A 14,363-nucleotide genomic window follows, 5' to 3' on the forward strand; every position below is an offset into this window, starting at 1 on the left:
CACAAAACAGGAACAGCCTGTCTAGAGCGACAGGCTGCCACATTTTCAGTTTACTCCAGATCGAACATCGGTTCCTCATCTTGCTCAGGATCGACGACCGGTTCGGTTGCCGGGATGGAACCTGGGTTCAGGCTGTAGTATTCACGTACCTTGGCCTCGATTTGGGCTGCGATTGCCGGATTTTCCTTTAAGTAGATCTTGGCATTTTCACGGCCTTGGCCCAAACGCTCATCATTGAAAGAATACCATGCTCCGCTCTTTTGCACCACGTCGATTTCGGCACCGATATCAAGAATGCTTCCTTCCTTGGAAATCCCTTCGCCGTACATAATGTCCACTTCCGCAGTCTTAAACGGCGGCGCTACCTTGTTCTTGACGACCTTCACCTTGGTTTTGGAGCCGATCACGTCATTGCCTACTTTGATCGATTCAGCCTTGCGGACATCCAGGCGAACGCTGGCATAGAACTTCAGAGCTCGTCCACCAGGCGTTGTTTCAGGGTTTCCGAACATAACCCCTACTTTTTCACGCAGCTGGTTAATAAAGATCGCAATCGTCTTGGACTTGTTGATGGCACCGGAGAGCTTGCGCAGAGCTTGCGACATCAGACGGGCCTGCAAACCGACGTGCGAATCGCCCATCTCCCCTTCAATCTCAGCCTTCGGTACGAGTGCCGCAACGGAGTCGACGACAATGATGTCTACCGCGCCTGAACGAACCAGCGCTTCCGCGATTTCCAGAGCCTGCTCGCCAGTATCCGGCTGGGACAGCAGCAGTTCCTCGATGTTGACGCCCAGCTTGGCGGCGTAAACAGGATCGAGTGCGTGCTCCGCATCGATAAATGCTGCCTGTCCTCCCTGACGCTGTACTTCTGCAATCGCATGAAGGGCGACAGTCGTTTTACCGGAAGATTCCGGTCCATAAATTTCAATAATTCGGCCACGCGGGAATCCTCCCACACCGAGAGCAATATCAATGGCTAGAGCGCCAGTGGATACGGTGGAAACTTGAACGTTCGCCATATCCCCCAGCTTCATGATGGAACCCTTACCAAATTGTTTTTCTATTTGACGCAATGCACTTTCTAAAGCGGCGCGGCGGTCTGACAAATACGACACTCCCTTTCCAAATCGTTACTGTTATCTTCTTGTCTTCATCATACATCGAGACAGAAGGGTTTGCCAAGTATTTTTTGCGAACAAATATTCGCATAGAAAAACCACCTGCCCGAAATGCGGGGCTCGGTGGTATTTTCCAGCCTTGCAGAAGGATCAGGAGCGCTTGCCGCGCGGCTTTGCAGGCTCCAGGTTGATCCGCTTGCCGTTTATCCGCGTCTGGCGCAGCGACTCGTATACGAACGGCGCCACTTCCTCAGGCACCTCGACAAACGTGAAGTTTTCGAAAATGTCGATGCGGCCGACAGCCTTGCCAGGGATGCCGACAGACTCGGAGATTTCGCGAACCAAATCTTGCGGGCGAACATTCGCGTTGCGCCCTACATTCAGGAAGAAACGAACCATGCCTTTTGCTGCGCCGGTTTCACCAAAGTTGTAGGCTTCAGCCTCTTCCGTTTCGCCAATTTCACTGTGGAAGGCGAGATGCAGGGCTGCGGCTGCCACCTTTTCAGGAGGATACTGTTCCGTCAGCGATTCTGCGACCTTCGCGTACATTTCGGCGATCGTATCGTTTTCCAGAAGCGAGATCAGTTGCTCTCTTAGCTGCTCCTGCTTGCGCTCCGCCACTTCCTCCAGGGACGGAACATTGCGGGAGATGATCTGCGCTTTCGTCTGTTTCTGGATAAACATCATTTGTCTCATTTCGCGAGGGGTCACCAGCGTCATGGCGATACCTTTGCGTCCGGCGCGGCCCGTGCGTCCAATCCGGTGGACATAGCTCTCGGAGTCCTGCGGAATGTCGTAGTTGATGACGTGAGAGACATTTCCGACGTCGATCCCGCGGGCAGCTACATCAGTTGCGATCAAGAACTCGATCGAGCCTTCACGGAACGCATTCATTACTTTGTCCCGCTGCGCCTGAGAGAGGTCCCCGTGCAATCCGTCCGCCAAATATCCGCGTGTCTGGAGCACCTCTGTCAGCTCGTCTACGCCTCTTTTCGTCCGGCAGAAAATGATTCCAAGCTCGACGTCTTCGCTGTCCAGAATGCGGCAAAGGCTCTCTACCTTGTTGCGGTCAAAAACCTTGTAGTAGACCTGTTCAATCAGGGGAGCGGTCACTTCCTCGCGGCTCACTGCAATCGTTTCCGGCTGCTTCATGTACCGGCTGGCGAGGCGTTTGATCTCAGGAGGCATGGTTGCGGAGAAGAGCAAGGTTTGTCTCTCTTCCGGGAGGTGGTTGATAATCGTTTCGATGTCATCCACGAAGCCCATGTCGAGCATTTCGTCTGCTTCGTCCAGTACGAGTGTATGTACATTTTCCAGTCTGAGCGTTTTTCGGCGCAGGTGGTCGAGCACGCGTCCCGGAGTCCCCACGACCACTTGCACGCCTTGACGAAGCGCACGGATTTGGTGGCCGATCGATTGTCCTCCGTAGATCGGCAGGGTGCGGATTTTTTTGTACTTGGCAATTCGCATCAGTTCGCCTGCTACCTGAATGGCCAATTCGCGCGTCGGCGTCAATACAATGGCCTGCACTCTGTTGCCTTGCGTCACTTTTTCCACGAGCGGAATCCCGAATGCTGCTGTTTTTCCCGTACCCGTCTGGGCTTGACCGATCAGGTCTCCGCCCTCAAGCACTTTCGGGATGCACGCCGCCTGAATCGGTGACGGCTCCTCGAAGCCCATGTCATAGATGGCTTGCACAATTGATTTATGTAAAGGAAAATCAGAAAAAATCGTCATATACGTTCACCTTTCTTTAGTCGCTGAAGCGCGTAGAATAAAGCAAATTTGGCAGCACGTCCCACGATAGCGTGTCTTCTGCCGGCAAGTCGGAGCTCTTTGACAACAGTCGGCAGTCCATCTATTGCCACTCCAATGTAAACAAGTCCCACGGGTTTGCCCTCTGAAGGGTCCGGACCGGCAACACCGGTTACCGAAATGCCGCAGGTCGCGCGCAGTTTTTGACGCACGTTTTCGGCAAGCAGCCTTGCTGTTTGCTCACTTACCGCTCCGTCAGTGTCGAGTACAGCTTGGGGAACATCGACCAGCTCGCGCTTGGCATCGTTCGTATAGCATACGATTCCCCCGCGCATGACTGTTGAACTGCCGGGAACGGAGGTAACTAGCGAGGCGACTTTGCCGCCTGTGCAGCTCTCGGCGCATGCGATGGTCTTCCCGTTTTGTTTCAACTCTTCTACAAGGACCTCGTGGAGAGAGGTTTCCCCTTTGGCATAGATAAATTCGCCCAAACGTCTGTAAATCTCCCGCTCGACCGGCTCGATCAGCTTCTCTGCTTCGGCCACCGTTTTTGCCCGTGCCGTAATCCGCAGTGTAACCTCAAACTCTTTGGCATAAGGGGCAATCGTCGGATTCTCCTGGCTTTCAATCAGATCGAGCAGCTGTTCTTCCAACGCGGATTCGCCAATCCCGTAAAAACGCAGGACATGGGAGTGAACCACCTGCTGCTCCGGCAGCAAGCCGATCAAATAAGGCATGACGTACCGATCGGCCATCGGGTACAGTTCGCTCGGCGGCCCCGGCAAAAGTACAAATGTACGGCCATTGTGCTCTGCTGCCATCCCCGGCGCCATCCCCGTGTCGTTCGGAAACACCTGCCCGCGGTCAAAAACGAGCGCCTGCTTGCGATTGTTTTCTGTCATGACAATGCCGCGCTGGTGAAAAAACGATTCAATGCGTTCCATCGCCACAGGATCAGTCACAAGTCCGGCGTCAATATGTGCCGCGACCGTTTCCTTGGTCAAATCGTCCTGAGTCGGGCCCAGACCGCCGGTAAAAATAATCAGGTCGGAGCGGACAGAAGCTTGCTTGATGACCTGCATCAGCCGCTCGGTGTTGTCGCCCACAACCGTATGGAAATAGACTCCTACGCCGATCTCCGCCAATTTTTGCGACAAAAACTGCGCATTGGTATTGGCGATCTGCCCCAGTAAAAGCTCTGTTCCAACAGCAATAATCTCCGCTTTCATGCCCCTCATCCATTCTCTTTGAGGATTGAAAAAAGAGTCCAATACCCGTTTTCTTACGAGTATTGGATTACGTTGCGATTCTTGGCGAAGTAGTCATAGCCCGAGTATAGAGTGATCACTACCATGGCCCAGATCGCTACTGTATCAAATGGAATCCCAAAAATAGCAAACGGGAAGTTGCGGATAATCACGGCCGTGATCGCCACGATCTGAATCCACGTTTTTATTTTGCCCAAGGCGCTGGCTGCAATTACCTGTCCCTCTGCCGCTGCGACGAGACGCAAACCGGTAACAGCAAACTCCCGGCTGATGATGATAATCGCAATCCATGCCTCCAGCCTTTGCATTTCCACGAGAGAAATCAAGGCCGCAGAGATCAGCAATTTGTCAGCCAGCGGGTCGAGAAACTTCCCCAAATTGGTAACGATTTTTCTTTTGCGGGCGATGTAGCCGTCTAGACCATCCGTACTGGCCGCTAGGATAAAAACCAATGCCGCAATCAGCTCGTTGTAGGTCATCGTCAGGCTGCCGATGGTAAAACTCCCGATATTGTAACGCACCAGCAGAAAAAACATGACTACGGGCACCAGGAAAATCCTGGCAAGGGTGATGCGGTTGGCGAGATTCACCTAGACTACCTCCCCGGCCAAGTCATATTCGTAGGAGTGCGTAATCTTTACTTTCACGATCTTGCCCAGCTCGCCTTTGTAGCCGGAAACAAACACTTCACCGTCAATTTCCGGTGCATCGTACTGGGTGCGACCGACGAAAATGTCATTGCGCCCTTCGTAACGTTCGATCAAAACATCCAGTTCGCGACCGACAAAACGTCCGTTCCGCTCAGCGGCAATCTCCCGCTGGATCTCCATCAGAATGTTTGCTCGCTTTTCCTTTGTTTCTTCATCGACATGGTCAGGAAGCCGTGCTGCTGGTGTATCGTCCTCATTGGAGTAAGTAAACACACCCAACCGATCGAATTTCACGTCCTTTATGAACTCGCAAAGCCGCTCGAAATCCTCTTCGGTCTCACCCGGAAAACCGACGATCAGAGATGTACGGAGAGCCACGTCCGGCACCTGAGCCCGGATCTTGGCCACCAGTTCACGTGTATCCCGCTGGCGTCCTGGGCGGCGCATTTTTTTAAGGACATGGTCCTCGGAATGCTGCAGGGGCATATCCACGTATTTACATACTTTCGGGTTGGAGGCGAAAACGTCAATCAGCTCGTCCGTAAAGAAGCCCGGATAAGCGTAGTGAAGCCTCAGCCACTCTATCCCTTCCACCTCTGCCAGGCGGTTCAGCAGCTCGGGAAGCATGTGTTTTCCGTCGTAAATATCGGTTCCGTAATTGGTTGAGTCTTGCGCAATCAGACTGATTTCGACAATGCCCTGTTCGGCCAGATGCCTTGCTTCTTCCACAATGGATTCGATCGTGCGGCTGCGAAATCCTCCGCGCATGATCGGAATGCTGCAAAACGTACAGGCGTTGTCGCAGCCCTCGGCAATTTTCACATAAGCGGAGTAGGTGCCTGCTTTTACTTTCCGCTTGACTACTTCCTCGTACGTAAAAATGGGATTGCCCACATAGACCGGACGTTTTCCTGCAAGTGATTCCTCGATAATGCCGGTGATCGACATGAAGTCGCCCGTACCGACAATTCCGTCCACCTCGGGAATCTCGTTCAGGATATCCTCTTTGTATCGTTGCGTGAGACAGCCTGCCACTACCAGCGATTTCAGCTTTCCGGAGTCTTTCAGCTCGGCCATATCGAGAATCTTGTTGACCGATTCTTCCTTGGCAGCATCAATAAAACCGCAGGTATTGACGATGACGACAGTCGCTTCATCAGGATTGTCGACCAGTTCGTAGCCTTTCTCATCTATCAAATGGGCCATCATATCCGAATCGACCAGATTTTTTTCACAGCCCAATGTTACGATCGCAACTTTTTCTCGTGAGCCTACCTTCTCTGTCATCCTTCATTTCCTCCAATTGGTCACACCAGCCCAGATTACACCTATACAGTATAATATAAGCTACAACGGAGTGTCAAAGTTGAAGAACGCACAAAAGGCAAGCAAAATGCTTGCCTACTCAGTGACTGGCTGCCCCAAAGTGATGCTTACGTTGGATGGCATGAACTTCAGTTTTGATGTATCCAATGCCGTTCCGTTGACGGTCACTTGCACTGCACCCGGTTTGCCAAGACGCATATACGCTGTTTTTCCCAGCTCGATCTCAACTTCCTGATCCTTGGTCAGCGTACCCTGTTTCGGGAATTTCGTCGTCTTCGCCTCCGCCGCGCCATACCAGCAGTTTTCTCCAACCGCTTTTATTTTTACTTTGATTTTGTCGCCGCCAGTCAGGGTGTACTTGTACAGAGAACCTTGCTGGGATTCAAACGTCAGTACCGACTGCGGCACCTCCTCCGGAACAACCGGTGCTGTCGAACCGTTATCCGGCGTTGTTTCCGGCGTTACAGCAGGCGGATTGGGGGTTTGCGCCTGTGGCACTTGTGGCACTGGTGTCGGATTTCCTGCCTGGCCCGGTCCTACAACCTCTGCCCCTGGATTCAAATTGCCTCCGGGAACCGGCTGCGTCGAAAACCCGTCGCTATTGACAGCAGCTACGTAAATAACCCCGATGATCAGCCCTACAAAGAGCACCAGCAGCGTCTTGGTAACCCACTTGCCTGCTTGAAGCGGATTGCTTGTTGTAGCGACTCGCCGCCGGCGGAGCCGTTCCAATTGTTCCTGTGGAGGTTGGGCTGGCAGGTCCGACTGGAAATGGCTCATGATATGGTTTGGATCTAGCCCAACAGCTTCCGCATAGCTCTTGATGAACGCGCGCGCGTAAAAGTGGCCGGGCAGTACGTGCAAATGGCCCCTTTCAATGGCTTCTAAGTAACGCCGTTGAATTTTTGTGATCCGCTGAATGTCGTCGAGCGTAATTCCTTTTTCTTCGCGGGCCTCTTTTAGTACTTGACCTAGCTCAGACACAGCTTACCCTCCTTCATCTTATGTCATGTCAAAATTGTCGAATCCGCGGTTGTTGATCAGTTCGTATGTAATTTCCTCATCAGGGTGCTGCCGCAGCTCGATAATGTAATGGAACTCTGACAGTTCGTACTCCGACTCCCGCACGAAGACATCGGGATGTTCGATAATTTTGGCTGCCGGAAAGCTCATGACTTCCCGCAGGAGAGAATGATGCTTCTCTGTCGCACGCATGGTGGAAACAATCCCGTCAATCAAATATACATGATCAGCGGACATCTCATCAATGGCAAGCGAGCTGCGGACCGTCTGTCTGAGCAGGGTTGAGGAAAGAAAGGTCCATCGCTTGTTGGCAGAAACACTGGCGGCAATCATCGATTCCGTCTTGCCTACGCGAGGCATTCCCCGGATTCCGATGAGCTGATGTCCTTCCCGCTTCAAAATCTCTGCCATGAAATCGACGAGCAAGCCCAGCTCATCCCGCACGAAACGAAATGTCTTTTTATCTTCGCTGTCACGCTCGATATAACGGCCGTGCCGAACCGCCAACCGGTCGAGCATCGTGGGTGGACGCAACCGCGTTATCGTTATCTTGTCCATCTTTTGGATAACATTGCGCAGAACTTCCATTTTCTCGTCATCATCCGTCGTGAGCAGCATTCCCCTTCGCATATCGTCAACACCGTTGATCGTCACGATGTTGATCCCGAGCATCCCCAAAATGGATGCGACATCTCCCAATAAACCGGGGCGATTTTTTGAAATTTCGTATTCCATGTACCACTCTTTTTGCGCTTCCATGCCCGATCCTCTCCGACACCCAAATTTCTCTTCCTAAGTAGTATAACACGTTCCGAATAATCGACAATGGACGGAAAAGAAAAATCCCCAAAAGACGGGGATTTGTGATTCATTACGACCCTATTTAATTGCCGCGATTTACATTGTTTGGATCTTGGACCAGCTTGACCATCAGAGAAGCGAGCGCCTTCTGCTGCTCTTCGTCGCCGGCGTCCCAGAGCTGCTTCAGCAGGCGTTCCTGATCGTTTTTCGGATCGACCTGCTCAGCCAGGTAGCCCCCGATTTGATAGGCTACATTTTGCAGCGTGTCGCTCTCCATCCCCGCTTGCTTCGCCTGCTCAACCCGCTCGCCGAGAAACGCTTTCCAATCGCGAAAATTGTCAAGAACTGACATGTATTTTCCCTCCTCCTATGCATTGCGGTCCCCTATGCGACCGTTACATTGGTAGAGTTCCAACAAGCAGGGAAAAATATGCACGATTTTCTATGCGTACCAACCGCCGTTCGGACTGATGATCTGCCCGGTCACGTAACCGGCTTCCGCAGAAAGCAAAAACCTTGCGACGGCCGCAACTTCCTCTGGCGTGCCCAGACGTCCGGCCGGAATCTCGCTTGCAAGCATACTCACTTCCTCGGGTGAAAACCGGTTCATCATGCCGCCCTGTATGGCACCGGGGGCAACCGCGTTTACGGTAATGCCGTTTGGCGCGAGCTCCTTGGCCAGCGCCTTCGTAAAGGAGTTGACCGCTCCCTTGCCAAGCGAGTAAAGCACCTCGCAGGACGCTCCCGTCATCCCCCAGATGGAGGAGATGTTGACAATCCGACCAAAGCGCTCGCGAAGCATAGCGGGCAGTGCAGCCTGGGTCACAAAAAATGCGGACCGTACGTTGGTCGCGATCAAGTCATCGAACTGCATGGGCGACACGTCAGCAAAAAGGCCTACGTGATCGACCGATGCATTGTTGACGATGAGCAGCGGTGGGGTGATCATTGCTGCGAACATCCCGGCGATCTGGTCAGTCTGACGCAAATCAGCCTGAAAGGCGTAGGCCGAGACCCCTTTTTCATGGCAAGCCTGAAGGATCGGCTCTACCTTGTGCGGCGACTGATGATAATGCAGGTAAAGCGGGATGCCTCTTTCGGCGAGAGCCAGGCTGATCGCCTGCCCGATCTCGCCGGAGGCTCCCGTAACCAATGCCCATGGCGGCGTACTGTACATAAACCTTCACTACTCCTGTGGCGAAGCGGAACGAACAATCGAGACAGCCATTTGCTCGGGAACAAAATGCTCCTTCATGCGCGCTTCTACGTCTTCGCGGGTGATCGACTCAAGCGTCGGCACCACGGAGAACAGCTCGTTCCCGTTGAACTTGTAGCTGGTAAACTGGTTGGCAATAAATTCAACCGAGTTGAGCGAACGGAGGAACAGCCCGATTTTTTTCCGTTTCGCCCGTTCAAAGTCTTCCTGGTTGATTCCAGCCTGCTGCAATTGGCGAATTCCCTCTTTGATCTGTGCCGCGAGCTTGTCGGGATCAGGCGTATCTCCTCCCATAATGGAGTAGCCGTACTCCTTTTCTCCGCTGTAGTCGAAATCAAAGCTCTCCGTAATCAGCCCCTCGTTGTACCATTTTTGGTAGAGCGAAGAACTGGTGCCGAACGCGATGTCCAATACCAGTTTAGTGGTCAGGTCGCGCTTTAACAAGGCCTCTCCCGTCAGACCGTCTGCTTTTTCCTTATAGCCGATCAGGCATTTGGGCAAGCCTACCGGCAACTGAAATTCTATGCGCTCTTTGGCGACCGCAGACGGCTCCTGCGGAAACAAGCGCTCGATGACCGGCGTTGGCGGAAATTCTTTCGCTGCCTGGTTGTCGCGCACCCATTTCATCACGGTTTCCGGATCAAAGGAACCGACTACCAGCAGCACCATGTTCGCAGGATGGTAGAACGTTTCATAGCATTGATACAACGTATCCTTGGTGATATGGGAAATGGATTCGATAGTCCCGGCAATTTCAATGTTGATCGGGAACTTCTGGTACATGGCTTTCAACAGGTTCATGTACACTTTCCAATCCGGATTGTCGTCGTACATCGTAATTTCCTGACCGATGATGCCCTTTTCTTTTTCTACGCTGGCCTCGGTAAAATACGGCTCTTGCACGTAATCAAGCAGCAGATTGAGATTGCGGTCAAGGTTTTCCGTGCAAGAAAACAGGTACGCGGTCCGGTTGAAGCTGGTAAATGCGTTGCACGAGGCACCATTTCTACTGAACTCATGCATGACATCCATGTCTTTCTTCTCAAACATCTTGTGCTCCAGAAAGTGGGCAATCCCGTCTGGAACATGCACTTCTTCGCCGTTTTTCAAGCGAAAGTGACTGTCAATCGAGCCGTAACGAGTCGTAAATACAGCGTAGGTCTTGCTGAATCCCTGCTTGGGCACCAGATAGACAGCCAGTCCGTTTGGTAGCTTTTCCTCGTAGACAGTCTCATTCAGCTGTTCAAATACGGTCGTCTGCATATCAGGCATCTCCCTTCTTGTCCCGCAGCAAGTATATCGTGTCAATGGCCACCTGTGCCGCTACCCGCTTCAAATCCTCGACGGTGATCCCGTTGATCTGGGCGAGCAGCTCCTCCAGATGCCGCTTGCGTCCGCTAATCACGCCGTTATAGGCAAAGTCGATCATCATCCGGGCACTGTCCAGAAGCTCGCGAAATTGGTTGGAGAGTGTCGCCTTCGTCTGCTCAAGCTCCTCCTGACCGACATTTCCCTGCTTCATGCTCTCCAGTTGTTCCTTGATAATCGTGACAGCCCGGTCGAAGTTTTTCACATCGATCCCGGACATCATCATCATGATACCCTTGTGGCTCTCCAGTCTGGAGACCGCGTAATAAGCGAGGCTCGCCTTTTCGCGCACATTGACAAACAGCTTGGAGTGCGGGAAGCCGCCCAATACGCCGTTGTACACAAGCAGCGCCGGGTAGTCTTCATCCGCATAGCTGATCTGGGTACGGCAGCCAATGTTCAGCTTGGCCTGATTTACTTCCAGCCTGTCGATCACGACACGCTCTTCGGCAACCTGTTTTTTTGCTTTGGTCGGCCCGATTTGCTTGACATCCTTGCGGTCAAGCTGAACGAATTTGCCGATTGCCGCCTCAACCTCTTTTTGCTCCACGTCTCCGACTACAAAAATGTCGATCGGACTGTGGCTCATCAGCTCTTGAAAATGGGCGTACAAGCTTTCGCCGCTGATGCCGGCAAGATCCTTCGTCCGCCCTTGGGCCAGGAGAGCAAACGGCTCGCCTTGGCACATCTCTTCCGTCACGCGCTGGTTGGCGTATTTCATCTTGTCGTCGATCAGGCTTTCGATCCGCTTGCGCAGCGTCTCTTTTTCCTGTGCAACGTATTTTTCTGCGAATGCATTCCCTTCCAGATAGGGACGGCTCAGCACGTCGCCCACAAAGCGGATCGCGCTTTCCAAAAGAGCGTTTTCCTGGGACAGGTACTTCTCGTTTGGGACCTCCATGTAGATCTGGAGGATTTGCCGCTCGCCTTTTTTCACAACGTCCACATCAAAGATCGCTCCGTAAAGAAAATCCAGATGCTCACGAAGCTGCTTGGTCTCCGGAAATCGGGCTGTTGCCCGCTTCATCACCATCGCCAGCAGAGCCGTCTTCGTGACGGTTTCCTCTGAAAGCTCTTGTTCGATCATGGTCACGATTGTCGTTGTCTTAAATTTGGCTGTAGGCATGATATGTACGTTTATACCGTTCAAAGCGGTGGTATGAAATGAAATTTCCTTTACGCTTTCGCTCATGGCCAAACTCCCTTCTCCGTCGACTTACTCCCCTCTATTGTAACCAATTGGAAGGGGGTTCAGCAAAGATCACTCCCTGAAAATAACCCACCCGGCAATAGCAGGAGCTACGGCCGGGCGGTTTGCCCTGCAAAAAGCGGCATTTACACAATCCGCCTTTTGCTGCTTTTCTTACATTATGCGCCGAGATAGGTGCGTACGACTTTTTCGTCATGCAAAAGCTCGTCGGCAGCTCCGCTCATTTCCACCTGGCCGGAGGAGAGGACATAGGCCCGGTCTGAAATGGCCAAGGCAGCGGCAGCCAGCTGTTCTACCAAAAGGATCGTTTTGCCTTCGCTGCGAAGCTGTGTCACCGTATCCAAAATGAGCTTCACGTATAAGGGCGACAGCCCCATTGACGGTTCATCCAGGACGAGCAGCTCGGGATCCGACATCAGCGCACGGGACAGCGCCAGCATTTGCTGCTCTCCCCCGGACAAGGTCCCGGCCATTTGCTTCGCGCGTTCCTTCAGTCTTGGAAAACGGGTGTATTCCCGCTCCAGCCACTCGCGAACCTGACGTGGCTGCTGTTTGATCTTTGTATACGCCCCCAGAATGAGATTATCCTCCACCGTCTGGTCTCCGAATACTTGCCTCCCCTGCGGTACATGGCCGATGCCGAGACGCATGATCTCATGAGCAGGCATGCCGGATATCCGCTTTCCTTGGAAATGAATCTCCCCTTCTCGCAGTTTTACCAGTCCCGTAATCGCTTTTAACAGCGTTGTCTTGCCCGCGCCGTTGCGCCCGATCAGAGCGACGACCTCCCCTTTCGCGACCTGGAGATTGACCCCACGCAGTGCTTCGGCCATCCCGTAATGAACCCGAACGTTATTAACCGACAACAAGCTTCGTCACCTCCTCCCCGCCCAGATAGGCTTCGATGACTTGTGGATGGTTCTTGATGAAAGCGGGATCGCCCTCTGCAATCTTTTTCCCAAAGTCCAGCACGGTGATCGTATCGCAGACGTTCATGACGATTTCCATATGGTGCTCCACCAGCAAAATGGCAATCCCCGAGTCCTTCACTTTGCGGATGACCCGAACGATATTGTCCACCTCATACAGACTGGCTCCTGCCGCAGGTTCATCGAGGATCAAAAGATCGGGCTTGGTGGCGAGTGCACGGGCGATTTCGACCAAGCGCTGCTGACCGTAGGAGAGCGCTGCCGCCTGCTCGCCCGCTTTTTCGGCCAGGCCGACAAATTGAAGCAGACGCATCGCTTCCGCCCGGAAATGGCTTTCTTCTCTCAAAAAGCCGGGCGTATGCAGGATATTGGCGGCAAAGCCCTTCCGGTAGTGGAGATGGAAGCCGAGCATCACGTTTTCCAGTACGGTCAATTCGTGGAAAAGCTGCAGATTTTGAAACGTTCGGGTAATCCCGGCGGCAGCCATCCGATGAGGCGGAAAGCTGGTTACGTCCACACCCTTCCACGACAGCTTCCCTTTGGTTGGGACATAGACGCCGGAGAGCATGTTGACAGTCGTACTTTTGCCCGACCCGTTCGGCCCGATCAGCCCTCTTACCTCCGAGCCTTTTATCTGCAGATCGATGGCATCCACCGCCCGAAATCCGTCAAACTCCATGACCGCTGCCTGTACGTTTAAATCGGCTCCGTCCCGGCTGCCCATCTGGCTCGGCCCATCCGAATCAGGAGCAGGTAGCGAAGGTGTGCCGGAATATTGGTTCCTTTGTTTGAAGATGCGCTGGATCCCCCCGACGATCCCCTCAGGCAGGGCGATCAGACTAAGCAGCAGAATTCCGCCGAATATCAGCAGGTGGTAATTGTACAAGCTTTGCACCCATTGCGGCAGGAGGAAAATGACAATCGTCCCGACCAGCGGTCCCAGTCTCGTACCGGCACCGCCGACAATGACGCCGACAAGAAACAGAATCGATTTGTCGAAGGTGAAGGTATCGCTGTTGAAATACGCATTTTGAAACGCAAACAGCGCTCCTCCGAGACCGGCCGTGCAGGCGCTGATTGCAAACGCCAGCACCTTCCAGTTGCGGACGTGTACGCCTGCTGTGGCCGCAGCTACTTCACTGTTCCCCATCGCCCGGAATGTTCTGCCATATCGAGAGGTAAAGAGATTGTCGATCAAAACGGTGACGACAAGCGCTATGACAGCAATGAACCAGTAGTAAGACACCGTTCCAAGACCAAGTCCAAACAGCTTTGCTTCCGGCAAATACAAGCCTGCCGGTCCACCCGTCACTTCTACCCAGCGATTGGCTACAATCTCCACGAGCAAACCAAAGGCGATCGTCACCATTGCAAGATACGGCCCTTTGGCCCGGAGCGACAGCATTGCCACGAGTCCGCCCGCTCCGGCACAAATCAGGACCCCTAGCAGCAAGCTGAGAAGAAACGGCACCCCGGCTACAGTGCAAAGGCCGGTGACATAGGCGCCTATGGCATAAAATCCGGCATGCCCCAATGAAAGCTGGCCAGACAAGCCGACAAGCAGATTGAGTCCGGCTACGACAATATAGGTGTAGAGGAAGCCTTGGGCCATATGCACGTAATACGAGCTGGGAAACAGCCAGGGAAAGAAGTACAAGGCAAGCGCTATCAAGAGATAAAGGAGCCACTTTTTCAT

At 53.1% G+C, this 14,363-nt stretch carries 13 protein-coding genes; all 13 read right to left on the reverse strand.

The annotated features are described in order from the left end of the window. Positions 1 to 50: 50 nt before the first annotated feature. Positions 51 to 1,109, reverse strand: a complete 1,059-nt coding sequence (gene recA, locus NST96_RS15565; protein ID WP_003385782.1) for a recombinase RecA — start codon at positions 1,107 to 1,109, stop codon at positions 51 to 53. Between the two features lie 162 nt (positions 1,110 to 1,271). Then, a complete protein-coding gene (locus NST96_RS15570; RefSeq protein WP_003385783.1) occupies positions 1,272 to 2,858 on the reverse strand; it encodes a DEAD/DEAH box helicase in 1,587 nt (528 codons plus the stop codon). After that, positions 2,855 to 4,105, reverse strand: a complete 1,251-nt coding sequence (locus NST96_RS15575) for a competence/damage-inducible protein A (RefSeq protein WP_122957668.1) — start codon at positions 4,103 to 4,105, stop codon at positions 2,855 to 2,857. Before NST96_RS15575 ends, NST96_RS15570 begins: the two co-directional genes overlap by 4 nt. A gap of 53 nt (positions 4,106 to 4,158) precedes the next feature. Further along, entirely contained in the window at positions 4,159 to 4,734 is a 576-nt protein-coding gene (gene pgsA, locus NST96_RS15580; protein WP_003385785.1) for a CDP-diacylglycerol--glycerol-3-phosphate 3-phosphatidyltransferase, read from the reverse strand. Then, a complete protein-coding gene (gene rimO / locus NST96_RS15585) occupies positions 4,735 to 6,081 on the reverse strand; it encodes a 30S ribosomal protein S12 methylthiotransferase RimO (protein WP_003385786.1) in 1,347 nt (448 codons plus the stop codon). A gap of 114 nt (positions 6,082 to 6,195) precedes the next feature. Beyond that, positions 6,196 to 7,104 (reverse strand): RodZ domain-containing protein, encoded by a 909-nt coding sequence (locus NST96_RS15590; protein WP_342404168.1) that lies wholly within the window; start codon positions 7,102 to 7,104, stop codon positions 6,196 to 6,198. 18 nt (positions 7,105 to 7,122) lie between these two features. Beyond that, on the reverse strand, positions 7,123 to 7,902 hold the full coding sequence (locus tag NST96_RS15595; RefSeq protein ID WP_003385788.1) for a YmfK family protein: 780 nt from the start codon (positions 7,900 to 7,902) through the stop codon (positions 7,123 to 7,125). 124 nt (positions 7,903 to 8,026) lie between these two features. Then, on the reverse strand, positions 8,027 to 8,296 hold the full coding sequence (locus NST96_RS15600) for a DUF3243 domain-containing protein (RefSeq protein WP_003385789.1): 270 nt from the start codon (positions 8,294 to 8,296) through the stop codon (positions 8,027 to 8,029). A gap of 90 nt (positions 8,297 to 8,386) precedes the next feature. After that, positions 8,387 to 9,121, reverse strand: coding sequence for an SDR family oxidoreductase (locus NST96_RS15605; RefSeq protein ID WP_342404169.1), 735 nt, complete (start codon positions 9,119 to 9,121; stop codon positions 8,387 to 8,389). Positions 9,122 to 9,130: 9 nt separating this feature from the next. Continuing rightward, a complete protein-coding gene (locus NST96_RS15610; protein WP_031932893.1) occupies positions 9,131 to 10,423 on the reverse strand; it encodes a pitrilysin family protein in 1,293 nt (430 codons plus the stop codon). Position 10,424: 1 nt separating this feature from the next. Next, complete coding sequence (locus NST96_RS15615; protein ID WP_172921122.1) at positions 10,425 to 11,720, reverse strand: pitrilysin family protein; 1,296 nt, start codon at positions 11,718 to 11,720, stop codon at positions 10,425 to 10,427. 176 nt (positions 11,721 to 11,896) lie between these two features. Continuing rightward, a complete protein-coding gene (locus NST96_RS15620; protein ID WP_003385795.1) occupies positions 11,897 to 12,607 on the reverse strand; it encodes an ABC transporter ATP-binding protein in 711 nt (236 codons plus the stop codon). Next, positions 12,594 to 14,363, reverse strand: coding sequence for a branched-chain amino acid ABC transporter ATP-binding protein/permease (locus NST96_RS15625; protein WP_003385796.1), 1,770 nt, complete (start codon positions 14,361 to 14,363; stop codon positions 12,594 to 12,596). The genes NST96_RS15620 and NST96_RS15625 overlap by 14 nt, the downstream gene beginning before the upstream one ends.

Origin of the sequence: Brevibacillus sp. FSL K6-2834, assembly GCF_038592925.1 — a bacterium.
GTDB lineage: Bacteria > Bacillota > Bacilli > Brevibacillales > Brevibacillaceae > Brevibacillus > Brevibacillus borstelensis.

Bases quoted from the DNA above. Each gene is read 5' to 3' on its own strand.
- NST96_RS15570 (WP_003385783.1), bottom strand. From the start codon at position 2,858: ATGACGATTTTTTCTGATTTTCCTTTACATAAATCAATTGTGCAAGCC.
- NST96_RS15575 (WP_122957668.1), bottom strand. From the start codon at position 4,105: ATGAAAGCGGAGATTATTGCTGTTGGAACAGAGCTTTTACTGGGGCAG.
- rimO (WP_003385786.1), bottom strand. From the start codon at position 6,081: ATGACAGAGAAGGTAGGCTCACGAGAAAAAGTTGCGATCGTAACATTG.
- NST96_RS15595 (WP_003385788.1), bottom strand. From the start codon at position 7,902: ATGGAAGCGCAAAAAGAGTGGTACATGGAATACGAAATTTCAAAAAAT.
- NST96_RS15600 (WP_003385789.1), bottom strand. From the start codon at position 8,296: ATGTCAGTTCTTGACAATTTTCGCGATTGGAAAGCGTTTCTCGGCGAG.
- NST96_RS15605 (WP_342404169.1), bottom strand. From the start codon at position 9,121: ATGTACAGTACGCCGCCATGGGCATTGGTTACGGGAGCCTCCGGCGAG.
- NST96_RS15610 (WP_031932893.1), bottom strand. From the start codon at position 10,423: ATGCAGACGACCGTATTTGAACAGCTGAATGAGACTGTCTACGAGGAA.
- NST96_RS15615 (WP_172921122.1), bottom strand. From the start codon at position 11,720: ATGAGCGAAAGCGTAAAGGAAATTTCATTTCATACCACCGCTTTGAAC.
- NST96_RS15625 (WP_003385796.1), bottom strand. From the start codon at position 14,363: ATGAAAAAGTGGCTCCTTTATCTCTTGATAGCGCTTGCCTTGTACTTC.